This window comes from Stenotrophomonas sp. 278, assembly GCF_003935715.1.
GTDB classification, from domain to species: domain Bacteria; phylum Pseudomonadota; class Gammaproteobacteria; order Xanthomonadales; family Xanthomonadaceae; genus Stenotrophomonas; species Stenotrophomonas maltophilia_AH.
The window spans coordinates 14,441-38,814 of record NZ_RHPP01000023.1 but is presented as its reverse complement, the minus strand read 5'-3'; the positions used below and the strand labels follow the sequence as shown (position 1 = coordinate 38,814).

Below are 24,374 nucleotides of genomic sequence, written 5' to 3'. Positions count from 1 at the left end.
CGCCAGGCGCGTTTCGACGCCGGCGAGCTGCCGGACTTCCGCGCCGACACCGCGCATATCCGCGCCGACGACTGGAAGGTCGCCCCGATTCCGGACGCCCTGCAGGACCGCCGCGTGGAGATCACCGGGCCGACCGACCCGAAGATGGTGATCAACGCGCTGAACTCCGGGGCCAAGGTGTTCATGGCCGACTTCGAGGATTCCACCGCCCCGGCCTGGCGCAACGTGCTGGCCGGCCAGCAGGCCCTGATCGGCGCGGTGCGCGGCGACCTGACCTTCACCGGCCCCGGCGTGGACGGCAAGCCGGGCAAGCACTACGCGCTGCGCCCGCTGCAGGAACAGGCAGTGCTGATCGTGCGTCCGCGCGGCTGGCACCTGGACGAGAAGCACGTGCGTATCGACGGCCAGCCGCTGGCCGGTGGTCTGTTCGACGCGGCGGTGTTCGCCTTCCACAACGCCCGCACCCTGATGTGCCGCCAGCGTGGCCCGTACTTCTACCTGCCCAAGCTGCAGTCGATGGAGGAGGCCGCGCTGTGGGAGACCGCGCTGTCGCACATCGAAGGCATGCTCGGCCTGCCGCACGGGCAGATCAAGGTGACGGTGCTGATCGAAACCCTGCCGGCGGTGTTCGAGATGGACGAGATCCTGCACGCGCTGCGCGACCGGATCGTCGGTTTGAACTGCGGGCGCTGGGATTACATCTTCTCGTACATCAAGACCTTCCGCGCGCACCCGGACAAGGTGCTGCCCGAGCGTGGCCAGGTGACCATGACCCAGCCGTTCCTGAAGGCGTATTCGGAGCTGCTGATCCAGACCTGCCACCGCCGTGGTGCACATGCGATGGGCGGCATGGCCGCGCAGATTCCGATCAACCACGATGCCGCCGCCAACGAGCAGGCGATGGCGCGGGTGCGGGCGGACAAGCTGCGCGAAGTCACCGCCGGCCATGACGGCACCTGGGTGGCGCACCCGGCGCTGATTCCGGTGGCGCAGGCGATCTTCGACGAGCACATGCCCGGGCCGAATCAGCATGACGTGCTGCGCCGGGACGTGAAGGTGAATCGCGATGCGTTGATTGCCACGCCCGCCGGCACGATCACCCGCGCCGGCTTCGAGGGCAACGTGGAAGTCTGCGTGCGCTATCTGGCCGCGTGGTTGGACGGCAATGGCTGCGTGCCGATCCATCACCTGATGGAAGACGCCGCCACCGCCGAGATCAGCCGCAGCCAGTTGTGGCAGTGGCTGCACGTGCCAGGCCAGCACCTGGACGACGGCACCGCGATTGATCTGGCGCTGCTGGACGCAACCTTGGCCGGCCTCCCGGCGCGGCTGGGTGATCGCAGCGCGCTGCCCGGAGGGGCGCGGATTGAAGAGGCGATTGCGCTGCTGGGCGAGCTGAGCCGGCGCGATCAGTTGACCGATTTTCTGACGTTGCCGGCTTACGACCGGTTGGATTGATCCGCCAGCGGGGCAGAGCCCCGCTCTACACCCACGATCACTTGTAGAGCGGGGCTCTGCCCCGCTGTCCCATCACCTGGAGAACCGACATGAGCAAGCTGCAGACCGCCGAACAGATCCAGCACGAATGGAACACCGACCCGCGCTGGGCCGGCATCACCCGCAACTACACCGCCGCCGACGTGGTGCGCCTGCGCGGCACGGTGCACGTGGAGCACTCGCTGGCCCGGTTGGGCGCGGAAAAGCTGTGGAAGTACCTGCATGAAAAGGATTTCGTCAACGCACTCGGCGCGCTGACCGGCAACCAGGCGATGCAGCAGGTGAAGGCGGGTCTGAATGCGATCTACCTGTCGGGCTGGCAGGTGGCGGCCGATGCCAACCTGGCCGGCCAGATGTATCCGGACCAGTCGCTGTATCCGGCCGATTCGGTGCCGGCGGTGGTGAAGCGGATCAACAACACGCTGCTGCGCGCCGACCAGCTGCACCACGCGGAAGGCAAGGACGAGATCGACTTCCTGCAGCCGATCGTGGCGGATGCCGAAGCGGGCTTCGGTGGCGTGCTCAATGCCTTCGAACTGATGAAGGCCATGATCGAAGCGGGCGCAGCCGGCGTGCATTTCGAGGACCAGCTGGCCTCGGTGAAGAAGTGCGGTCACATGGGGGGCAAGGTGCTGGTGCCGACCCGCGAGGCGATCGAGAAGTTGAACGCCGCGCGCCTGGCTGCCGATGTGCTGGGCGTGCCGACCCTGCTGGTGGCGCGTACCGATGCCGAGGCCGCCGACCTGCTGACCAGCGACATCGACGGCAACGACCAGCCGTTCACCACCGGTGAGCGCACCCCCGAAGGCTTCTACCGCACCCGCAACGGCCTGGACCAGGCGATCAGCCGCGGCCTGGCGTATGCGCCCTACGCTGACCTGATCTGGTGTGAAACCGGCAAGCCGGACCTGGAGTTCGCGCGGAAGTTCGCCGAGGCGATCCACGCAAAGTTCCCGGGCAAGCTGCTGGCTTACAACTGCTCGCCGAGCTTCAACTGGAAGAAGAACCTGGACGACGCCACGATTGCGAAGTTCCAGAAGGAAATCGCCAGCTACGGTTACAAGTTCCAGTTCATCACCCTGGCGGGTTTCCACGCCTTGAACTACTCGATGTTCAACCTGGCCCACGGCTACGCCCGCCGCCAGATGAGCGCCTTCGTGGAGTTGCAGGAAGCCGAATTCGCCGCCGCCGACCGCGGCTTCACCGCGGTGAAGCACCAGCGCGAGGTCGGCACTGGCTACTTCGACGCGGTCACCCAGGCCATCCAGCAGGGCCAGTCCTCCACCACCGCCCTGACCGGCTCCACCGAAGAAGAACAGTTCAGCGCCGGCCAAGCCGCCTGATCTTCACGCAACGCCTCGGGGGTGCCGGGCATGGCCCGGACCCTTCGTCTTCACATGATCCGCTGGCCGCTCCTCCCCCGAACCCGCGTTCCACCCACCACGGGCCAACGGCCAACACCCGAAATTTTGGCCGTTTTTAATGGAACTGGGATGAGGCGCACACTTTTCAGGAGTGCTATCCTCGTCTGCTCACCGGGGGACGCTGGGAAGCGGGTGCACGGGATGACCGGCAAGTTTGCAACGCAAGTGTGCGCGCAGGAACCAGGCATCGCGGAAACCGCGATGGCTGACATCGTGCATGCCGTGCTGAGCGCCGGTGAATTCGCACTTTTCGCTGAATTCGGCCAGCAGCTGCAGCTGCGCAGTGGCGACTACCTGTTCCACAGTGGTCAGGCCGGCGGCACCATGTACGTCATCGTCAGTGGCAGCATCGAGCTCGACTTCGGCGAAGACCTTGTCGTGAAGACGCTTGGCCCGCAGGAATTCTTCGGCGAACTCGGCCTGCTCATCGGTGACCACCCGCGCAGCGCGGACGCCCGCGCCACCGTCGACAGCATCGTGCTGGAACTGGGCCACGACCAGTTCCAGCGCCTGGTCGACCGCGACCCGGGGATGGTCGCCTACTTCCTTCGCCGCACCATCATGCGCGTGGTCAGCAATGAACAGGTCCTGATCCGCCAGCTGCGCCGTCGCAATCACGACCTCGAAGCCGCGCTCGACAATCTGTATGTCACCACCCACCAGCTCACCCACACCCGTGAACTGGTGCGCACCGACGAATTGACCGGCCTGCACAACCGCCGCGGCCTGGCCCTGTACCTGCAGGAATGCCGCAGCACCGACCACGGTGCGCCCCAGGGCCTGCTGCTGATCGACTGCGACCAGTTCAAGCAGGTCAACGACGAGCACGGCCACCAGGCCGGTGACCGGGTCCTGCAGAGCGTGGCCAACATCCTGCGGTCGGTCGCCACCGAGGACGACCGTGCCTGCCGCCTTGGCGGGGACGAGTTCTGTCTGCTGCTGCGCCATGCCGACCGCGACAGCCTGCAGCATGCGGCCGAGTTCGTCCTCAGTGCCGTCCAGGGTCTGCTCGGCCGCGTCACCGCACACCCCAACATCTGCCCGGTCAGCATCGGGGTCTGCCTGCTCGAGCCCCACACCGACTGGAGCGAGTGGTACGCTCGCGCCGACAACGCGCTTTACCAGGCCAAGCGCCTGGGCGGTAACCGCCTGCACTGGTCGCGTGCCGCGACCGCCAAGCCCTGACGGGAATCCCCTCATGAACGGCGACATCGGAACGTCGACCCAGGCCCCGCAGCTTCGCGCCCTGCTGTTCACCGACCTGTGCGATTCGCTGGTGCTGGTCGAGCGCATCGGCGATGCCGCCGCCGCCGAGCTGTTCCAGCATCACGACCGTCTGGTGCTGGCACTTCAGCAGCAGTGGAACGGCCAGCAGATCGACCGGTCCGATGGCCTGTTCCTGCTGTTCGACCGTGCCATTGATGGCCTGGGCTTCGCGCTGGACTACCAGCGTGAAGTGCACAAGCTGGCGCAGCAGCGCAATCTTCCGCTGCGCGCCCGTGCCGGGCTGCACGTGGGCGAAGTGCTGATCTGGGACAACAGCCCCGAGGCGATCCAGGCCGGGGCCAAGCCGGTGGAAGTGGAAGGGCTGGCCAAGCCGATGGCGGCGCGCCTGATGGCGCTGGCCCGGCCGGGCCAGATCCTGCTCTCCTCGGTCGCCGAGTCGCTCTCCCGCCGTGCCAGCAGTGAACTGGGCGAACGGGCCGGGAAGCTTCAGTGGCGCTCCCATGGTCCATGGCTGTTCAAGGGCGTGCCCGCTCCCCAGGAGGTGTTCGAGGTCGGCGAGCCGGGTTTTGCCCCACTGCGCATGCCCAGGCACACCCCCAAGGCGCAACGCAAGCTGCCGCTCTGGCGCAGGCCGGCGGCGCTGGCTGCCGAAATGGCGTTGCTGGCGGTGCTGGGTATTGGCGGGTGGATCCTGCTGCGGCCCGAGCCGGCCATCGCCTTCGCCGAGCGCGACTGGGTCGTGCTGGCCGATGTCGACAACGCCAGCGGCGACACCTTGTTCGATGACAGCCTTCGGCGTGCCCTGCAGCTGAGCCTGGAGCAGTCGCGCTACGTGAACGTGTTGGCCGACAGCAAGGTCAAGGAGTCGCGCGAGTTGCTGCGCGTGCCCGTCGAACGCGCACTGGACCGCAACCTCGCCGGCGACGTGGCCTCGCGCGAGGGCGCGCGCATGGTCCTGGCTCCCAGCATCCATCGGTCAAACGGGCATTATCGGGTGGCAGTGGACCTGGTCGACCCGGTCAGCCGCGCGGTGGTACGCAGCTATCACGCCAATGCACAGACCCCTGACGCCGTGGTCGGCGCGGTGGATGACGTGGTCGGACGTCTGCGTGCCGGCCTTGGCGAAACCGTGGCGTCGGTGCAGCAGTCAGTGCCGCTGCCGCAGGCGTCCACTGACAATCTGCAGGCACTCAAATCGTTCGCCCTCGCGGAAAATGCGCTGGGCCGACGCCGGTTCACCGAGGCCGCCAAGCTCTACGAGGCCGCACTGGACGCTGATCCCGACTTCGCCATGGCACACATGGGCCTGGCCAGGCTGCTCGTGCGGATGGACCAGCGCGCCGAAGCGCTGCCGCACCTGCATCGGGCGCTCGCTCTCAATGAGCGGTTGCCACACCGCGAGCGCCTGTACCTGAAAGCCTGGAACAGCGAGTTGCGCCCGGACGGCTGGCCGCTGGAAGACTGGCGCGTGCTGGCCGAAGTCTATCCCGACTCGTTCGCGGGACAGGCCAACACCGCCGGCTTCCTGCTGATGGACAACCGCTACGCGGAAGCCGAGCGCTATGCCCGAGCCGCCTCGGTGCCGCAGGCTCCGCTGCGTGCCTATCCGATCGGCTACACCGGTTGGATCCAGTTGGGCACGAACCGGTACGACGAAGCGCTGCGCAGTTTCCAGACCGCCGAGCAGCTGACCGGTCGCGATGCCAGCGATACACGGGTGGACGTGCTGATCGCCCAGCGTCGCTACAAGGATGCGCAGGCACTGCTGGCAAAGCTGCCCAAGGCCCGCGACGAGCTGCAGACCATCATGCACCAGCGCGTTCGCGTGCTGCTTGCCGCCGACCAGGACGACTGCACCGGCATGGCCGATGCCCTGTCCAGCGAGGACGCTCCAACGGAGTCAGTCGACTTCCGCACGCATGTGCTGCTGATGCACGCGGTCGTGGATACCGCCTGTGAGCGACGCAACCCCGCTGCACTGGCGGCCGTGGCCAATCAGCTGCTGCCGTTGCTGAAGGACACCGCCAGTCCCAATCTGTCCGACCGCCTGCTGCGCGTGTTGTCGCTTGCGTATCTCGCCCAGCGCCAGGGTGACCTCGCGCGCGCTGATCAACTGCTGCGCGACCATGAGGCCCTCATCCGGGCCCAGAAGAGTCCGGTCATCGGCAAGTGGCACACCATCGTGCTGGCCATGCAGCAACTGGGAAGGAACCAGCCAGCCCAGGCCGAAGCGCTGCTGCGGCCTCTGCTGGATGGTACCGAGCCGGTGCAGGCGCGGGTGGTACTGCGCGATGTGCAGCGCCGGCTGGGCAATGCCGAAGCATTCCAGAAGCAGAACGAGTGGCTGTTCGACCATCGCGGCGGCGCGATCGCCGAACTGGCATCCATGCAGCTGATGCAGCCGCTGAACGTGCACGACATTCTGGCTGACGCCAGCCTGCGTTCCCGGTAGGCCGGACGCAGGCTGGCACCCGGTTCATTCCAGCGCGTCGCTGGCCTTGCCCGCTTCGAAGCAATGCGGCACCAGCATCGACTGATAGGACGTGCTCAGGTACTTCTCCAGCTGCGCCTGCACCGCGCGCAGCTCCTCCACGCTGGCCAGCTGCTGGATATCGCAGCAGTCCGGATGGGCCTCCACGTCAATGCCGACCTCGGCCAGTGCCCGGGTGGCGTCCTTCTGGAACAACTCCCGGAAACCGGCGTCGTCAATCAGACGGGACACCAGGCGCGCGGCGGCTTCGGGGGCGATCTTGTTCGGTTCCGGGGTGTCGCTGCTCATTGCAGTTGATCCAGTAGGAGGAGTCAGGGTTATCGGCCGACGGGGTCGGTAATGTAGTTCCGGACGCCGCGACGCCTGGCGATTCCGGGCCAACGCAGAAACCGCCGTCGTCCGGACACGCGGCACGCACCTGCATTCCTGCCCTCTAGAATGTGCCTACCCCACCGTGGTCGGTTCCCTGATGAAACTGCGCCGTTGCACCACTGTCATGTTCGAGCCCCGGGAACAGGTCAGCGTGGACCTTACGGCGATTCTGGCCGGCCGCGCCGAACTGTCCTCGACCACTGCGTGGTTCGCGCTTGCCGCGCACCTGGAGCAGCCCGTGCCGGTGACGGCATCGCAGCGTGAACTGCTCGGTGCGCTGAGCCCGCGCCAATGGACACCCGTAGATGAGGTCAGCCACTCGTCAGGGGACTGGCTGGGCCTGCTGGAAGCCGGCCTGCTGATATCCGACGCCGCGCAGCACCACGCGCATCGCCAGCGCGATGAAGCGGTGCGCGACGGGCACTGGTGGCCGCTTGCAGCGTTGGCACACCGTCACGGTCGCTGGCAAGGCGTGAACAGTGCGGCGGAGATGCGCGACAACCACATGGTGACCGCCAGGGAGCTGCGTCAGCAGCTCGGTGTTCCTCCACCGGCGGTGCAGGAGCGGACCGGGCCTTACCAGGCGCTGCCGGCAGTGGAGACAACGGAGTACGACCGGCTGCTTGAGCGCCGTACCACCTGCCGCAACTTCGACGCGGAACGAAGCATCAGCAGCGAGCTGCTGGCACAGCTGCTGCAGCGCACGGTGAAAGCACAGGCGGTGGTGCAGGTGGACGCTGACACGCAGTTCCTCAAGAAGCACGTGCCTTCAGGCGGCGGGCTCCACGCCACCGAAACCTATCTGCTGGTGCAGCGGGTGCAGGGGCTGGAACCCGGGCTGTATCACTATCATCCGATCAGGCATGCGCTGGCGGCCCTGCCGCGACCATCTGACCGGCCGCTACAGGAGATCGCCGAACGCATGGTGTCCGGGCAGGACTGGTTTTCCAATGCCGCCGCGCATCTGGTACTGGTGCCGCGCTTTGCGCGCACGCAGTGGAAGTACCGCAATCACGCCAAGGCGTATCGCGCGCTGCTTCTGGATATCGGCCATATCTCGCAGGCGCTGTACATGGCGGCCACCGAACGTGGACTGGCGGCATTCGTGACTGCCGCCATCAACGACGTGGACATCGAGCAGGCGTTTGGACTGGATGGCATCACCCAGGGACCGGTTGCCGTGGTCGGCGTCGGTTGGCGGAGCGGGACCCTGACCACCACCGAGTTCGATCCCAACCGCGTGGTCTGGCCCGCCTAGCGACGCGCATTGCGCGTCGTCAGCACTCAGGTCGCCTCAAAATCGACCAGAACGGCTCCATCGCCCACCTGGTCGCCCGCCTTGACCCGGTAGCCTTGCACGGTGCCGTCAGCCGGAGCCTGCAGCGTATGCTCCATCTTCATTGCCTCCAGCACCAGCAGCGGCGTGCCGCGTGCCACCGCGGTGCCCGCCGCCACCAGCGTGGCGACAACGCGCCCGGGCATGGGTGCCAGCAGACTGCCGGCGTCGGCGACGCTCTGGTCCGCTTCGCTGACCGGATCATGCAGGGTGAGGCGGCGTACGCCTTCTCCGCCGAACAGATACACGTCCGCACCGTCGCGCACGATGTGGGCACGATGCAGGGTGTCGCCGACCTGCAGGGAGAGCCATTCGCGAGCAAGGCTGCCGCGCGCCTGCAAGGCGTGTCCTTCCACCTGGACGGTCCACACATCGCCGTCGGCGGTGACGTCGACCCGGGTCTGGGTGCCCGCATGCTCCAGGGTGAGCGCGCGTCCCGCGCGCTGGCCGAGTCGCCAGCCATCGCGGGCCTGCCACGGGGAATGCGGGTCGTGCGCATCGCTGTGCGCGGCCGCCTCGGTTCCAATCACGGCGACCGCCGCCAGCGCCCAGACAGCGGGGTCGGCCACCGCCGTTGGCGGTGCCAGGGCGCTGTGCTCACGCTCGATCAGCGCGGTGTCCAGCTTCGCACCGGCAAACGAGTCGGTCATCACCAGTCGGCGCAGGAACGCGGCATTGGTGGTCACGCCGACCACTTCGCACTCGGCCAGCGCCTGCTGCATGCGCCGCAGCGCGGCCTCGCGGTCCACGTCCCAGACGATCAGCTTGGCGATCATCGGGTCGTAGTACGGGGTGATCGCATCGCCCTGTTCGACGCCAGCGTCCACGCGCACGTGCGTGCCGTTCGCGGGCAGATGCAGGTGCCGCAGCGTGCCGGTGGAGGGCAGGAATCCGCGGTCTGCGTCCTCCGCATACAGACGCGCCTCCAGTGCATGACCGTGGATCTGCAGCTGTTCCTGCTGCAGCGGCAGCGGTTCACCACTGGCCACGCGCAGCTGCCACTCCACCAGGTCGGTGCCGGTGATGCATTCCGTTACCGGGTGTTCCACCTGCAGGCGGGTGTTCATTTCCATGAAGTAGAAATCGCCATCCGGGCCGGCGATGAACTCCACCGTGCCCGCGCCAACATAGTTCACCGCGCGCGCGGCATTGACCGCCGCAGTGCCCATTGCCGCGCGGCGCTCCGGCGTCATGCCGGGCGCGGGCGCTTCTTCCAGCACTTTCTGGTGACGACGCTGCACCGAGCAGTCGCGCTCGAACAGGTATACGACGTTGCCGTGGCTGTCGCCGAACACCTGGATCTCGATGTGGCGCGGGCGCTCCACGTACTTCTCCACCAGCACGTGCGCATTGCCGAACGCGGATTGTGCCTCGCGCTGGCAGCTGGTCAGCGCATCTACAAAGGCGGCGCTGTCGTCGACCCGGCGCATGCCCTTGCCGCCGCCACCGGCGCTGGCCTTGATCAGCACCGGGTAGCCGATGGCGTCGGCCTGGTCTCGCAGGAAATCCGGTGCCTGGGCATCGCCGTGGTAACCCGGGGTCAGCGGTACGCCGGCCTGCTGCATCAGCGCCTTGGCCGCACTCTTGTCACCCATCGCCCGGATCGCCGACGCCGACGGGCCGATGAACACGATCCCGGCATCGGCACACGCCTGGGCAAAGTCCGCGTTTTCCGAAAGGAAGCCGTAGCCCGGATGGATCGCCTGTGCACCGGTCTGGCGCGCGGCGGCCAGGATCGCGTCAGCGCGCAGATAGCTCTCGCGCGCCGGGGCCGGACCAATCGCTACCGCTTCGTCGGCCAGCCGCACATGCCGTGCGTTGCGGTCGGCGTCGGAATACGCCGCCACCGTGGCAATGCCCAGGCGCTGGCAGGTGGCGATGACGCGGCAGGCAATTTCGCCGCGGTTGGCGATCAGGATCTTGGTGAACATGGTCATCTTCCGGGTTACATGCGGAACACGCCGAACGCGGTGTTACGCGCCGGTGCATTGAGGCTGGCCGACAGAGCAAGCGCCAGCACGCGGCGGGTATCGGCCGGATCGATCACACCGTCATCCCACAACCGCGCGCTGGCGTAATAGGGATGGCCCTGCTGCTCGAACTGGTCGCGGATCGGGGTCTTGAACCGGTCTTCTTCTTCGGCCGACCACTGCCCGCCCTTGGCTTCAATGCCGTCGCGCTTCACCGTGGCCAGCACGCTGGCGGCCTGCTCGCCGCCCATCACGCCGATGCGCGCGTTCGGCCACATCCACAGGAAGTTGGGCGAATAGGCGCGCCCACACATGCCGTAGTTGCCGGCCCCGAACGAGCCGCCGATCACCACGGTGAATTTGGGTACCTTGGCGCAGGCCACCGCCATCACCAGCTTGGCTCCGTCCTTGGCGATGCCGCCGTGCTCGTACTTGCGGCCGACCATGAAGCCGGTGATGTTCTGCAGGAACACCAGCGGAATACCGCGCTGGGTGCACAGTTCAATGAAGTGCGCGCCCTTCAGCGCCGACTCGGAGAACAGGATGCCGTTGTTGGCGATGATGCCGACCGGGTAGCCGTGCAGATGCGCAAAGCCCGTGACCAGGGTGTTGCCGTAGCGCGGCTTGAACTCGTCAAAGCGCGAATCATCGACCAGGCGCATGATCACCTCGCGCACGTCGTAGGGCTTGCGGGTGTCGGCGGGAATCACGCCGTACAGTTCCTGCGCCGGATAGCGCGGCTCCAGCGGAGCCTGCACCGCCAGCGCCGGCTCGGGCTTGCGCCAGTTGAGCTGGGCAATGATCGCGCGCACCCGCGCCAGCGCCTGCAGGTCGTTGTCGGCCATGTGGTCGGCCACGCCGGAAATGCGCGTGTGCACGTCGGCTCCCCCCAGTTCCTCGGCACTCACCACTTCGCCGGTGGCAGCCTTCACCAGTGGCGGGCCGCCCAGGAAGATGGTGCCCTGTTCGCGCACGATCACCGTTTCATCGCTCATCGCTGGCACATAGGCACCGCCGGCGGTGCACGAACCCATCACGCAGGCGATCTGCGGAATGCCCTGCGCCGACAGGTTGGCCTGGTTGTAGAAGATGCGGCCGAAATGGTCGCGGTCGGGGAACACCTCGTCCTGCAGTGGCAGGAACGCGCCACCGGAGTCGACCAGATAGATGCACGGCAGGCGGTTCTGTTCGGCCACTTCCTGCGCGCGCAGGTGCTTCTTCACCGTAATCGGGTAATAGGTGCCGCCCTTCACCGTGGCATCGTTGGCCACGATCACGCATTCCACCCCGGACACGCGGCCGATGCCGGCGACCACGCCGGCACTGGGAATCGGGTCGTCATACATGCCGTGTGCGGCCAGCGGGGCAATTTCCAGGAACGCGCTGCCCGGGTCCAGCAATGCATCGATGCGCTCGCGTACCAGCAGCTTGCCGCGCGCGGTGTGCTTCTGCCGGGCGGCGTCGCTGCCGCCGCGCGCGGTCTGCGCCAGCGTGGCGCGCAGGTCATCGACCACGGCCTGCAGTGCCGCGCGGTTGGCTTCAAACGTCTCGCTGCCTGGTTGCAGCTGGGTGCTCAGTACGCTCATCGCAGGACCCTTACTTGGTGCGCTGGAACAGTTCGCGGCCGATCAGCATGCGGCGGATCTCCGAGGTGCCCGCACCGATCTCGTACAGCTTGGCATCGCGCCACAGCCGGCCGGTGGGGTACTCGTTGATGTAGCCGTTGCCACCGAGGATCTGGATCGCCTGGCCGGTCAACCAGGTGGCCTTCTCGGCCGAATACAGAATGGCACCGGCGGCATCCTGGCGGGTGGTGCGGCCCTGATCGCAGGCGCGTGCCACCGCGTAGACATAGGCCCGGCATGCATTCAGACCGACATACATGTCGGCCAGCTTGGCCTGGATCAGCTGGAAGGTGCCGATCGCCTCGCCGAACTGTTTGCGCTCGTGGACGTAGGGCATCACCACGTCCAGCGCGGCCGCCATCAGCCCCAGCGGGCCGCCGGACAGCACCACCCGCTCGTAGTCCAGCCCGGACATCAGCACCTTGGTACCGCCGCCGACCGTGCCGAGCACGTTTTCCTCAGGTACCTCGCAGTTCTCGAACACCAGTTCGCAGGTGTTGGAGCCGCGCATGCCCAGCTTGTCCAGCTTCTGGGCGGTGGAGAAGCCCTTCATGCCCTTCTCCACCAGGAAGGCGGTGATGCCCTTGGCACCCGCCTCCGGGTCGGTCTTTGCGTAGACCACCAGCACGTCGGCGTCCGGCCCGTTGGTGATCCACATCTTGTTGCCGTTGAGCACGTAGTGGTCGCCGCGCTTGTCGGCGCGCAGCTTCATCGACACCACGTCAGAACCCGCGCCCGGTTCGCTCATCGCCAGCGCGCCGACCTTGGTGCCGCTGCACAGGTCGGGCAGGAAACGCTGCTTCTGCTCTTCGGTCCCGTTCTTGCGCAGCTGGTTCACGCACAGGTTGGAGTGCGCGCCATAGCTGAGGCCGATACCGCCGGAGGCCCGCGAGATTTCCTCCATCGCCACCACATGGGCCAGGTAGCCCATGCCGCTGCCGCCGTATTCCTCCTCCACGGTCAGGCCGAGCAGCCCCTGCTCGCCGAGCTTGCGCCACAGCGCGTGCGGGAACAGATTCTCCTCATCCGCCTTTGCCGCCAGCGGGGCGACCTCGGCCGAGGCAAAATGGGCCACGCTCTGGCGCAGCAGGTCGATCTCTTCGCCGAGGTCGAAGTTCAGGGTTGGGACGTGCATGGGCGGGCTCCACGATTTTCGCCAGCCTAGCCCGCTCCGGGGTAAAAGTGAATACAAATTCAAAAATTGAACATAGAATCAGAAAATGGCCTATAAACGCTCCGCATTGATGGAAGAACGCCTGGCCGGGGCCCGCGAGCGGATCCTGCTGGCGACCCGCGCCCTGGTTGCCGCCGGCGGCTACCGCAATGCCCCGGTGACCGCCGTGGCCGCCGAGGCCGGGGTCTCCACCGGGCTGATCTACCGTCACTTCCCGTCCAAGGCCGAATTGTTCGTGGAGGTGCTGACCGCCGCCGTGGAGCACGAACTGCGTATCTTCGAGGGCATTGCCGCGGAAGCCCTGCCCGCACCGGAGCGTCTGCGCCGGGCGATCACCGCCTTCGTGCGCCGCGCGCTGGCCGGCCCTGGGCTGGCCTATGCCTTCATCGCCGAACCGGTGGACCCGGAAGTGGAAGCCGAGCGCATTCGCTGTCGGCGGCTGTTCGGAGACGTGTTCCATCGCATCGTGGCAGACGGTGTCGCAACTGGCAGCTTTCCCGCCCAGGACACCCGGGTGACCGCCGCCTGCATCGTCGGGGCCTTTACCGAAGCGCTGGTGGGGCCAACGGCGCCCAGTCGTGACGCAGTCGGCGACGAAGACGCGCTGGTAGCGTCGATCTGCCAGGTCTGCCTGCGTGCTGCCGGCGGCTGAGGCCTTGCCATTGCTGCATTGCGGCACTTGAATGCGGCTTGCACAGGCTTGCCGCCGCTGGTCATACTCGCCCGACAAGCCGTGGTCCAACGACTATCAGCCAGGGGTATAGAGAGTGCGGAATTACGACCTCGAGTTCCTGAAACGCTTTTCCATGGTCATCGCGCTGTTGATGGCCATCACGCTCGGACTGATCCTGCTCGCTGCGTATGTGCACACCCGGATCCCGGCGGAAGTATCGCCGCAGGCGGCCAAGCGCACCGAAATGCGCATCGCCCCCGCCGGTGCTGTCTATGCGGGTGCCACCGGTGCCGCCGAACAGGCCGCCGCCAAGGCGGCCGCACTGGCCAAGGCCGCCGCGCAGGTTGCCTATGGCGGCACGACCGACGGCAAGGTGATCTTCGACAACCTGTGCACCGCCTGCCACACCACCGGTGTCGGCCAGGCTCCCACCCTGGACCACGCGCATTGGGACCAGCGCCTGGGGCAGGGCAAGGACACCTTGTACAAGCACGCCATCGAGGGCTACACCGGCCCGGACGGCGGCATCATGCCGCCGAAGGGCGGCAACCCGGCGCTCACCGAGGAGCAGATCCACGCCACCGTGGATTGGATGCTGGCGAATCTGAAGTAACCCTGCCCCCGGCCTTTTCGGCCACCTCTAAACGTTGGTCGGCGTGTCGCAACGTGGTGGATGCGGGTTTCGGACGCTTGTGCCGCGCTGCGCGCGGGTACCACGCATGGCGTGGTACCTACGAATTGCTACGTGCGCAGGACGATCGCGCTGTTCGCCGGGCGCATGCCCGGCGGGGTTCCGCCCTTTGCCCAACGCGGGCAACCGTCATCACATGACGCATCCCGCCACAATCTGGCGATACCCTGTGCGTCTCTTACCTGCCCGTGCCCGCCGATGCGCCGCCGTCCTCTCGCCTTTGCCCTGTCGCTGCTGCTGCCCGTCACCGCCTTCGCCCAGGCCCAACCGCAGGCCCAGCCGGCACCGGTCGCAACCGCCGCAAGCGCACCGGTCATCCTGACCACCGTCCCGGCGGACTGGCGTGCGCTGGACGGTCAGAAGGTCCGCATCGCTGCACCCCTGACCCTGGCCGGCACCGATGGCCTGACCCGCTTCGGCGAACTCACCGTCGCCTTCGACGGACGCCTGTGGCAGCCCAGCGAAGTCGCCCAGCCGGGTACCGAAGCCCACGCCAAGGTGATCGCCGACAACCAGCGCCGCCGCCTGTTGCTGGATGACGGCAGCAGCGCCCGTGACCCCGGCCCGGTGGCCTATCTGCCGGCGGGCGCGGACCTGCGCACCGGAACCGTGCTGCGCAACGTGGAAGGCATCGTGCGGGTGGATGACAAAGGCGTGGCCCGCCTGCAGGTGACCACCCCGCTGAAACTGCCCGCGCTGGCCCGCCCGGCGGTGCCCAAGGTCGCCGGCAGCCTGCAGGTGGCAGCTTTCAATCTGGAGAACTTCTTCAACGGCGATGGCCAGGGCGGCGGTTTCCCGACCCTGCGTGGCGCGCGCACCTTGGCCGAACACCAGGCGCAGAAGGCCAAGCTGGTCACCACCATCAATGCGCTGGGCGCAGACGTCGCCGCGCTGATGGAACTGGAGAACGACGGCTACGGTCCCAACTCGGCCATCGCCCAACTGGTCGATGCACTGAATGCCGATCGTGGCGCGAAGGGCGACTGGCGCTTCGTTGATGCCAGCAAGGGCCCGGGTGAGAACCCGATCCGGGTCGGCATCATCTACCGTGCCTCGAAGGTGACCCCGGTGGGTGCCCCGGCGGTACTGGAAACCGCGCCCTTCGGTCCGCACAGCCGGGTGCCGCTGGCGCAGGCGTTCCGCGCCGGCAAGGGTGCGCCCTTCGTGGTGGTGGCCAACCACTTCAAGTCCAAGGGCTGCTCGGAAGCCAGCGGGGCCGACGCCGACCAGAAGGACGGCCAGGCCTGCTGGAACGCGACCCGGGTGACCTCGGCCAGGCTGCTCGACCAGTGGCTGGCGACCGATCCGACTCATGCCGGTACCTCGGACGCAGTGCTGCTGGGCGACTTCAATGCCTATGCGATGGAAGCGCCGATCCGCACCCTGCATGACGCCGGCTGGCGGGACGCCTTCGCCGTGGCGAAGATCCAGCAGCCGTATAGCTACGTGTACAACGGCATGACTGGCCGGCTGGACCATGCACTGCTCAGCCCGGGCATGGCCAAGCGCCTGCGTGGCGCGGCCGAGTGGCATATCAATGCGGACGAGGCCGATGACGTCGGCTATCGCGACCGCAACGAAGCCGGCCCGTGGCGCAGTTCGGACCATGATCCGTTGTTGTTGGGGTTTGACCGTTAACAACGCCGCATGACCGATCCGTCGCACGACCGAATCGCCGCACGACCAACCGTCGTGCGCTACCGCCGGTAGGTACCGACCGTTGGTCGGTACGGCACCATCACCCCCACGCAATCAACGAAATCGCCACCACCGCCAACCCCAACCCCACCCGGTTCCAGCGCGAGGTCGGCTCCCCGAACGCCAGCACCCCCACCAGCGCGCCCAGCACCACCACGCCGATGTTCATCCCGGCAAACACGGTCGCGGGGCTGTCCGGCAGGGCCTGGTGGGCGTGCACGTAAAACAGGATGTTGCCGCCGTTGAGCAGGCCCAGCAGCGCCCCGGCACCCAGGTTGCGCAGGTTCAACCGACTGCGTCCGCTGAAGTGCCGCCACAGCTGCAGCGCCAGCATCAGCATGAAGGCGATGCTGAAGCAGGCCAGCAGCGCGGCCATCGACGGCGTCCCCGACAGCGCCACCTGCTTGAGCAGGATGTGCACCACCGCAAAACCCACCCACACCCCCAGCAGCCAGCGCCAGCTGCCCGGTGTGGCGGTCACCGAAGGGCCGCGCGGGCGCAGGCTGATCATCAGCATCGCCACCAGGCCCAGCCCCAGTCCAACCAGCTTCAAGGAGGTGGCGGTCTGGCCGAAGAACAGGAAGGCCGCTAGCAGGCTGAGCAGCAGGGACAGCCGCTGCGCCACGTCGCTGCGCACGATCCCGGCTTCGGCCACAGCCCGTCCCAGCACCAGGAAAATGGTCGGCAGCACCACCGCCAGCCCCAGCAGCGCCAGCCACGGCGCATGCCCGGACTGCAGCGAGGCCAGCGGCGGCCGCAGGACCACCGCGGTCAGAGTGGCGGCGACCAGGTAGTTCCAGGTCACCATCTGCGCCACGTCCAGCTGCCGGCGCGCGGCCAGCTTGAGCAACACCGAGACCAGCACCGAGCAGATCACGGCCAACAGCAGATATGTCATGAGCGAGGCAGGGCAGGTCGGGGGCAGGGGACGCTATCATGGTGCCATGCAAAATCCCCCGTTCCCCGCCGAATCCGGCACGCTCACCCTGGCCGGCCCGGTCGGCCCGCTCGAAGTCGCTGTCGACCTGCCCAAGGCCGATGTGCCCACCGTGCCGGTCATCGCCGTGATCTGCCACCCGCTGTCCACCGAGGGCGGCAGCCTGCACAACAAGGTGGTGACCATGCTGGCCACCACCCTGCGCGAGATGGGCATCACCACGGTGCGCTTCAATTTCCGCAGCGTCGGCGGCTCTGCCGGTGACTTCGACCACGGCGTGGGCGAACAGGACGACCTGAAGGCCGTGGTGGCCTGGGCGCGCGAGGGCAACCCGCAGGCCACGCTGTGGCTGGCCGGTTTCAGCTTCGGCGCGTTCGTCTCGCTGCGCGCGTCGGCCGAGCTGCAGCCGCAGGTGCTGGTTTCCATCGCTCCGCCGGCCGGACGCTGGGACTTCGACGGCGTACAGCCGCCGGCGCAGTGGCTGGTGATCCAGGGCGAGCAGGACGAGATCGTCGACCCGCAGGCCGTGTACGACTGGCTGGAACAGCTGAAGCTGCCGCACGAGCTGGTGCGCATGCCGGAAACCAGCCACTTCTTCCACCGCAAGCTGATCGACCTGCGCGGCGCGCTGACCCATGGCCTGAAGCAATGGCTACCGGCCGCCGGCAGCAGCGAACCCGGCAGCCCGGCCGCATGAGTTCCGCCGTGTTGACCCCGTCCCAGCGTTACGCCGAAGGCGCAGCGCGGGGCGAATGGCAGAACGACCCCGCCCAGCACGCCGCCCTGGCCGAGCTGGACCGCATCCACACCGCCCTGCTCGACAGCGACCAGGACGGCTGGCTGGACCGTCTGTCTGCCTTCTGGAAGAAGCCCGAGCCGGTCAAGGGCCTGTACTTCTGGGGTGGGGTGGGGCGTGGCAAGACCTTCCTGGTCGACCTGTTCTATGACGGACTGCCAATCCAGCAGAAGTACCGCACTCACTTCCACCGTTTCATGCGCGGCATCCACGAGCGTCTGCGCGAACACCAGGGCCAGAGCGACCCGTTGGCGCGCATCGCCCAGGAATGGCGCAACAAGCTGCGCGTACTGGTGCTGGACGAATTCTTCGTCACCGACATCGGCGACGCGATGCTGCTGGCGCGCCTGCTCGAACGTCTGTTCGCCGAAGGGGTGACCCTGGTCACCACCTCCAACACGGCGGTGGAGAACCTGTACCTGAACGGCCTGCAGCGCGACAGTTTCCTGCCCGCCATCGGCCTGCTGCAGACCTACTGCGTGGAGCTGTATGCGGAGGGCACCGAGGACTACCGCATGCGCGCGCTGACCCGCTCGCCGGTGTACCAGTCTCCGCGCGACGCCAGCAGTGATGCGTGGCTGGGCACGCGCTGGGCCGAGCTCAGCGGTGGCCAGCCGGCCAAGCCTGGCAACATCGAGATCGAAGGCCGCAAGATTCCGGTGCGTGGCCGTGGCAAGAGCATTGCCTGGTTTGACTTCGCGGCCCTGTGCGAGGGTCCGCGCGGTCCTTCGGACTACATCGAGATCGCGCATGAGTTCAACACGGTGCTGCTGGGCGACATCCCGCACTTCGACCGCACCAACGAGGACGCTGCACGTCGCTTCGTCAATCTGATCGACGAGCTGTACGACCGCCACGTCAACCTGGTCTGCACCGCCACCGACACCCCCGTGGCGCTGTATACCGGCACCCGCCTGCAGGGGGCCTTCGAGCGCACCGCATCGCGCCTGATCGAGATGCAGAGCGCCGAATACCTGGGCACCCCCCATCGCGCATGACGTAGAGCCGGGCTTGCCCGGCTGCGCAACCCCGACCGAGGCGACGTTTGTTACGCCCACGTGATGCGTGCCGTTCCGTTTTTCACACACTGTTTTCGTCGCCGGAAGTCGCCTTCCCCCATTGACAGCGCAGTCCATTTCGACAGGTTCCGACCGTTCGTCGGACGCTGTCCAAGGTCAGTCCTTACGCCACAAGGGATTGGTCGATTTACCTACATTTAGCGTTGACGATCCCTGACACCCCCACTATCTTGTGGCTGGCGGTTTCGCCGACCCCAAGACGGGGCGGGCGGAACCACAGGGAAGCCGGATCGAGCTTCCCGCCGACGAGCCGCCTGCCCATCGCAGACGGTGCCGGTTGCGACAGCCTCCGGGGGGAGCAGGCAGGTGTCACCAGGGGAACCGCGTCCGTCGCGTCCCGTGAGACGCCCTTCTGCCACCCTGAGGACCGTGCGCACCGGCCGGTTGCCAGCCCTGCCGGCAACCGTAGTGCCCGCCCCTATCACGCCAAGAGGACACCGCCGTGAGCACCGAAACCCACGCCACCATCGAGAAGGAAAGCGAGTTCCTGCTGACCTCGCCGCCGACGTCCAACGCGATGAGCGTGACCAAGCGCAACGGGTCGACCGAACTGGTTGACCTGAACAAGATCGTGCGTGCGGTGCAGCGTTCGGCCGAAGGCCTGCACGCGGTCGATCCGATGCGCGTGGCCACGCGGACCATTTCCGGCCTGTACAACGGGGCCACCACGCAGGAGCTGGACGAACTGTCGATCCGCACCGCCGCCCTGCTGATCGGTGAAGAGCCCGAGTACGGCCGTCTGGCCGCACGCCTGCTGGCCAACTACATCGCCAAGGAAGTGTCGGGGCAGGAAATCCACGCCTTCTCGCAGTCGGTCGGCCGCGGCCATGAAGTCGGCCTGATCAACGACCGCCTGCTGAACTTCGTGCAGACCAACGCGCGCAAGCTCAACGACGCCATCGACATCTCGCTGGACCTGAACTTCGACTACTTCGGTCTGCGCACCCTGTACGACCGTTACCTGCTGCGCCACCCGCACACCCGCAAGGTGATCGAGACCCCGCAGCAGTTCTTCCTGCGCATCGCCAGCGCGCTGAGCGAGGACGTGCCGGAAACCCTGTCGCTGTACAAGCGCATGGGCAACCTGGACTACCTGCCGTCCAGCCCGACCCTGTTCAACTCCGGTACCACCCACGAGCAGTTGTCCTCGTGCTTCCTGCTGGATTCGCCGCAGGACTCGCTGGAATCCATCTATTCCAAGTATGGCGACATCGCCCAGCTGTCCAAGTTCTCCGGCGGCATCGGCGTCAGCTACACCCGCGTGCGTTCGCGTGGTTCGCTGATCAAGTCGACCAACGGCCACTCCAACGGCATCGTGCCGTGGCTGAAGACCATGGACTCGTCCGTGGCCGCGGTGAACCAGGGCGGCAAGCGCAAGGGCGCAGCCTGCGTGTACCTGGAAACCTGGCACGCCGATATCGAGGACTTCCTCGAGCTGCGCGACAACACCGGCGACGAATCGCGCCGTGCGCACAACCTGAACCTGGCCAACTGGGTGCCGGATCTGTTCATGAAGCGTGTCGAGGCCGACCAGGAATGGTCGTTGTTCGATCCGCGCGTGGTGCCGGAATTCACCGATCTGTTCGGTGAAGCCTTCGAGCAGGCCTACCTGCAGGCCGAAGCCCAGGGCAAGGCCAACCGCACCATCTCCGCGCGCAAGCTGTACTCGCGGATGATGCGCACCCTGGCCGAGACCGGCAACGGCTGGATGACCTTCAAGGACAAGTGCAACCGCGCCAGCAACCAGACCCTGCGTCCGGGCAACGTGATCCACCTGTCCAACCTGTGCACCGAAATCCTGGAGGTCACCTCCAACGATGAAACCGCGGTGTGCAACCTGGGTTCGATCAACCTGGGCAACCACTTCGACGAGCACAACGAGTTCGACTACGAGAAGCTGGCCGAGACCGTGCGGCTGGCCGTGCGCCAGCTCGACCGTGTCATCGACCTGAACTTCTACCCGATCGAAACCGCCCGCCGCGCCAACATGCGCTGGCGCCCGGTCGGCCTGGGCTGCATGGGTCTGCAGGACGTGTTCTTCCGCAAGCGCCTGCCGTTCGACAGCGCCGAAGCGCGCGCGCTGTCGAAGAAGATCGCCGAGACCATTTACTTCCACGCCCTGGAAACCTCGGTCGAACTGGCGCAGGAACGCGGCAAGCACCCGTCGTTCAACGACACCCGTGCTGCCAGCGGCGAGCTGCAGTTCGACGCCTGGAACGTGGTGCCGGAAGACGGCGCGCGCTGGGACGCCCTGCGTGCCCGCATCAAGGAACACGGCCTGCGCAACTCGCTGATCATCGCGATCGCGCCGACCGCGACCATTGCCTCCATTGCCGGCTGCTATGAGTGCGTGGAACCGCAGGTGTCCAACCTGTTCAAGCGCGAAACCCTGTCGGGCGACTTCCTGCAGGTCAACCGCTACCTGGTGAACGAGCTGAAGAAGCTCGGCCACTGGACCCCGGAAATGCGCGACACCATCAAGATGGCCGAAGGCTCCATCCAGGGCATCAGCCAGATCCCGGAAAGCCTGCGCCAGGTGTACCGCACCGCCTGGGAACTGCCGATGCGCTCGCTGATCGACATGGCCGCCGACCGTGGCGCGTTCATCGACCAGTCCGCCTCGCTCAACCTGTTCATGGAAAGCCCGAGCATTGGTGCGATGTCGTCCATGTACATGTACGCCTGGAAGCAGGGCATCAAGACCACCTACTACCTGCGTTCGCGTCCGGCTACCAAGATTGCCAAGACCACGGTCAGCCACACCGCGACGGCGGCTCCGGAAAAGGTGTTCAGCCCGGAAGAGGCCATCGCCTGCTCGCTGGAAAACCCGGAAGCCTGCGAAGCCTGCCAATAAGCGGCACCCCAACGCGTAGAGCCGGGCCATGCCCGGCTGCACCACCCAAAACACCCGGTTCGTGCCGACCCCTGGTCGGCACAACCATTTGAAGGACGAAACACCATGGCCGACACCCGCAAGCAGATGCTGCTCGATCCCGGTTTTGAACTGACCCTGCGCCCGATGCGCTACCCCCAGTTCTATGACATGTATCGCAATGCGATCAAGAACACCTGGACCGTGGAAGAAATCAACTTCCAGATCGACATCAGCGACCTGCATACCAAGATGTCGCCCGGTGAGCGCCACCTGATCCACCGTCTGGTCGCGTTCTTCGCCACCGGCGACTCGATCGTCTCCAACAACCTGGTGCTGAACCTGTATCAGCATCTGAATGCGCCGGAAGCGCGCATGTACCTGTCGCGCCAGCTGTACGAAGAAGCGCTGCACGTGCAGTTCTACCTGACCCTGCTCGACAACTACCTGCCGGACCCGGAAGAGCGCGCCAAGGCGTTCTCGGCGGTGGAGAACATCGACTCGATCAAGAAGAAGGCCGACTTCTGCTTCAAGTGGATCGACTCCATCCAGGACCTGCACCGCATCGAAACCCGCGAACAGCGCCGCCAGTTCCTGCTCAACCAGATCTGCTTCGCTGCCTGCATCGAAGGCCTGTTCTTCTTCGCTGCGTTCGCCTATGTGTACTACTTCCGTTCGCGCGGCCTGCTCAACGGCCTGGCCTCGGGCACCAACTGGGTGTTCCGCGACGAGAGCGCGCACATGGACTTCGCGTTCGAATGCGTGGACGTGATCCGCGAGGAAGAGCCGGGCCTGTTCGACGACGAAATGAAGCAGCAGGTCTATGACATGCTGGCTGAGGCCATCGAATGCGAAGTGCAGTTCGCCGAGGACGTGCTGTCCGGCGGCGTGGCCGGCATTTCCACCCGCGACATGCGCCAGTACCTGCAGCACTGCGCTGACAACCATTTCCACCGCCTCGGCATGGAAAAGAAGTACAACGTGCGCAACCCGCTGCCGTTCATGGAACTGCAGGACGTGCAGGAGCTGACCAACTTCTTCGAACGCCGCCCCTCGGCTTACCAGGTGGGCGTGCAGGGCGAAGTCGCCTTCGACATGAACTTCTGAGGTCCACGCTGCCATGACCGCCGCTGCTGAAGTCGTTCCGCCTACCGAAGTCCGGATGGCCGAGATCGTCTTCCCCAACCACACCAACCACATGGGCACCCTGTTCGGTGGCCAGGCGTTGGCGTGGATGGACAAGGCGGCGTTCCTGGCCGCCGCCCGCTACTCGCGCCGCGCGGTGGTGACCGCGCGCTCGGACCAGGTCGACTTCAAGCTGCCGATCACGGTGGGCCAGATGGTTGAAACCGTGGGCCGCATCGTCGAGGTCGGGCGCAGCTCGATGAAGGTCGAAGTGGAACTGATCGCCGAAGACCTGCACAGCGGCGAACGCAAGCTGTGCACCCGCGGCCACTTCGTGATGATCGCGCTGGACGAGAACCACCAGCCCACCGCGGTGCCGCCGCTGCCGGCCGACATCGCCGGACCCTGAACCGGCAATTGCGATGGGGGCCCTGTGCCCCCATCTGCTTTTCATGTCACTCCCTCTGGCCGACTTCATCCACCGCGCCCGTCGCCTGTTCGTGCTGACCGGCGCGGGCTGCAGCACCGACTCGGGCATTCCCGACTACCGAGACGCCAACGGCCAGTGGAAGCGCACCCCGCCGGTGAACTTCCAGGACTTCATGGCCCTGCCAGCCACCCGCCAGCGCTACTGGGCGCGCAGCCTGCTCGGCTGGCCGCGCTTTGGCCAGGCGTTGCCGAATGGTACCCATGCCGCCTTGGCCGCGCTGGAAGATCGCGGCCAGATGGAAGTGCTGCTGACCCAGAACGTGGACTGCCTGCACCAGCGGGCCGGCAGCCGCGCGGTCATCGACCTGCACGGCCGCCTCGACCAGGTGCGCTGCATGGGCTGCGAGGCGCGCAGCCCGCGCGAGGAGTTCCAGCACGTGCTGCTGGGGCTCAACCCCGGCTGGGCACACCTGGATGCCGCCCAGGCCCCGGATGGCGACGCTGATCTGGAGGGGGTGGACTTCGGCGCGTTCAACGTCCCGTCCTGCCCGCACTGCGGCGGCATCCTCAAGCCGGACGTGGTGTTCTTCGGGGAGAACGTTCCGCGCGAGCGCGTAGCCGCGGTGCACGACCACCTGGGCCGTGCCGATGCGGTGCTGGTGGTGGGTTCCTCGTTGATGGTCTATTCCGGATTCCGCTTCGTCCAGGCCGCCGCCAAGGCCGGCCTACCGGTGGCAGCGCTCAACCTGGGCCGCACCCGCGCCGATGACCTGCTGACCCTGAAGGTCGAGCAGCCCTGCGCCCCGGCGTTGTCGTTCCTCCTGTAACCCACCCATTGCACCGCCCAAACGACTGTCTGGAACCCCGTAGAGCCGGGCTCTGCCCGGCTGCTCTTCGCGCGACACCTGTAGCCGGGCAGAGCCCGGCTCTACCGCCACCCGCACCGTTCCACACAAAC

General features: G+C 66.6%; 19 protein-coding genes. 14 read left to right on the top strand and 5 right to left on the bottom strand.

Annotated features, from left to right (window positions below; genetic code table 11):
- From aceB to EGJ34_RS06050, 4 genes are all read left to right on the top strand, one after another.
- A partial coding sequence (gene aceB, locus EGJ34_RS06065; protein WP_125359605.1) for a malate synthase A occupies positions 1–1,458 on the top strand: 1,458 nt, incomplete at its 5' end.
- 89 nt (positions 1,459–1,547) lie between these two features.
- Positions 1,548–2,840 (top strand): isocitrate lyase, encoded by a 1,293-nt coding sequence (gene aceA / locus EGJ34_RS06060; protein ID WP_125359604.1) that lies wholly within the window; start codon positions 1,548–1,550, stop codon positions 2,838–2,840.
- Positions 2,841–3,062: 222 nt separating this feature from the next.
- Positions 3,063–4,106 carry a GGDEF domain-containing protein gene (locus EGJ34_RS06055; RefSeq protein ID WP_125359603.1) on the top strand — a complete coding sequence of 348 codons (1,044 nt, stop codon included), beginning with the start codon at positions 3,063–3,065 and terminating at the stop codon, positions 4,104–4,106.
- A gap of 13 nt (positions 4,107–4,119) precedes the next feature.
- Positions 4,120–6,600, top strand: coding sequence for a putative peptide modification system cyclase (locus EGJ34_RS06050; protein ID WP_125359602.1), 2,481 nt, complete (start codon positions 4,120–4,122; stop codon positions 6,598–6,600).
- Positions 6,601–6,624: 24 nt separating this feature from the next.
- Here EGJ34_RS06050 and EGJ34_RS06045 read toward each other — a convergent pair whose 3' ends face one another.
- The gene (locus tag EGJ34_RS06045; RefSeq protein WP_125359601.1) at positions 6,625–6,927 is read right to left on the bottom strand and encodes an NHLP-related RiPP peptide; all 303 of its coding nucleotides are present in this window, start codon (positions 6,925–6,927) and stop codon (positions 6,625–6,627) included.
- A 181-nt stretch (positions 6,928–7,108) separates the two neighbouring features.
- Here EGJ34_RS06045 and EGJ34_RS06040 point away from each other — a divergent pair, with 181 nt between their 5' ends.
- Complete coding sequence (locus tag EGJ34_RS06040; protein ID WP_125359600.1) at positions 7,109–8,269, top strand: putative peptide maturation dehydrogenase; 1,161 nt, start codon at positions 7,109–7,111, stop codon at positions 8,267–8,269.
- Between the two features lie 26 nt (positions 8,270–8,295).
- Here the strand turns inward: EGJ34_RS06040 and EGJ34_RS06035 are convergent, their stop codons facing one another.
- Genes EGJ34_RS06035 through EGJ34_RS06025 form a run of 3 tightly spaced genes read right to left on the bottom strand, consistent with a single transcriptional unit; the run spans position 8,296 to position 13,077 of the window.
- The gene (locus EGJ34_RS06035) at positions 8,296–10,284 is read right to left on the bottom strand and encodes an acetyl/propionyl/methylcrotonyl-CoA carboxylase subunit alpha (protein WP_221740387.1); all 1,989 of its coding nucleotides are present in this window, start codon (positions 10,282–10,284) and stop codon (positions 8,296–8,298) included.
- Between the two features lie 8 nt (positions 10,285–10,292).
- Complete coding sequence (locus EGJ34_RS06030) at positions 10,293–11,903, bottom strand: carboxyl transferase domain-containing protein (RefSeq protein ID WP_125359598.1); 1,611 nt, start codon at positions 11,901–11,903, stop codon at positions 10,293–10,295.
- A 10-nt stretch (positions 11,904–11,913) separates the two neighbouring features.
- A complete protein-coding gene (locus EGJ34_RS06025) occupies positions 11,914–13,077 on the bottom strand; it encodes an isovaleryl-CoA dehydrogenase (protein WP_125359597.1) in 1,164 nt (387 codons plus the stop codon).
- A gap of 85 nt (positions 13,078–13,162) precedes the next feature.
- On the opposite strand from EGJ34_RS06025, the gene EGJ34_RS06020 reads away from it, so the two are divergent.
- The 3 genes from EGJ34_RS06020 to EGJ34_RS06010 all read left to right on the top strand — a co-directional run bounded on the left by EGJ34_RS06020 (position 13,163) and on the right by EGJ34_RS06010 (position 16,118).
- Positions 13,163–13,768, top strand: a complete 606-nt coding sequence (locus EGJ34_RS06020) for a TetR/AcrR family transcriptional regulator (protein ID WP_125359596.1) — start codon at positions 13,163–13,165, stop codon at positions 13,766–13,768.
- Positions 13,769–13,883: 115 nt separating this feature from the next.
- Complete coding sequence (locus EGJ34_RS06015) at positions 13,884–14,402, top strand: c-type cytochrome (protein ID WP_125359595.1); 519 nt, start codon at positions 13,884–13,886, stop codon at positions 14,400–14,402.
- A 276-nt stretch (positions 14,403–14,678) separates the two neighbouring features.
- A complete protein-coding gene (locus tag EGJ34_RS06010) occupies positions 14,679–16,118 on the top strand; it encodes an ExeM/NucH family extracellular endonuclease (RefSeq protein ID WP_125359594.1) in 1,440 nt (479 codons plus the stop codon).
- 100 nt (positions 16,119–16,218) lie between these two features.
- Here the strand turns inward: EGJ34_RS06010 and EGJ34_RS06005 are convergent, their stop codons facing one another.
- Positions 16,219–17,076, bottom strand: a complete 858-nt coding sequence (locus tag EGJ34_RS06005; protein ID WP_125359593.1) for an EamA family transporter — start codon at positions 17,074–17,076, stop codon at positions 16,219–16,221.
- A gap of 46 nt (positions 17,077–17,122) precedes the next feature.
- On the opposite strand from EGJ34_RS06005, the gene EGJ34_RS06000 reads away from it, so the two are divergent.
- The 6 genes from EGJ34_RS06000 (at position 17,123) to EGJ34_RS05975 (ending at position 24,243) form a co-directional block, all read left to right on the top strand.
- Positions 17,123–17,812, top strand: coding sequence for a CocE/NonD family hydrolase (locus tag EGJ34_RS06000; protein WP_125359592.1), 690 nt, complete (start codon positions 17,123–17,125; stop codon positions 17,810–17,812).
- Positions 17,809–18,909, top strand: a complete 1,101-nt coding sequence (zapE, locus tag EGJ34_RS05995) for a cell division protein ZapE (RefSeq protein WP_125359591.1) — start codon at positions 17,809–17,811, stop codon at positions 18,907–18,909. The genes EGJ34_RS06000 and zapE overlap by 4 nt, the downstream gene beginning before the upstream one ends.
- Before the next feature lie 523 nt (positions 18,910–19,432).
- Positions 19,433–21,844, top strand: a complete 2,412-nt coding sequence (locus EGJ34_RS05990) for a ribonucleoside-diphosphate reductase subunit alpha (protein WP_125359590.1) — start codon at positions 19,433–19,435, stop codon at positions 21,842–21,844.
- A gap of 105 nt (positions 21,845–21,949) precedes the next feature.
- A complete protein-coding gene (locus EGJ34_RS05985) occupies positions 21,950–22,969 on the top strand; it encodes a ribonucleotide-diphosphate reductase subunit beta (RefSeq protein ID WP_125359589.1) in 1,020 nt (339 codons plus the stop codon).
- Between the two features lie 13 nt (positions 22,970–22,982).
- Positions 22,983–23,396 (top strand): acyl-CoA thioesterase, encoded by a 414-nt coding sequence (locus tag EGJ34_RS05980; RefSeq protein ID WP_125359588.1) that lies wholly within the window; start codon positions 22,983–22,985, stop codon positions 23,394–23,396.
- Between the two features lie 43 nt (positions 23,397–23,439).
- Complete coding sequence (locus EGJ34_RS05975; RefSeq protein WP_125359587.1) at positions 23,440–24,243, top strand: NAD-dependent protein deacetylase; 804 nt, start codon at positions 23,440–23,442, stop codon at positions 24,241–24,243.
- Positions 24,244–24,374 lie beyond the last annotated feature (131 nt).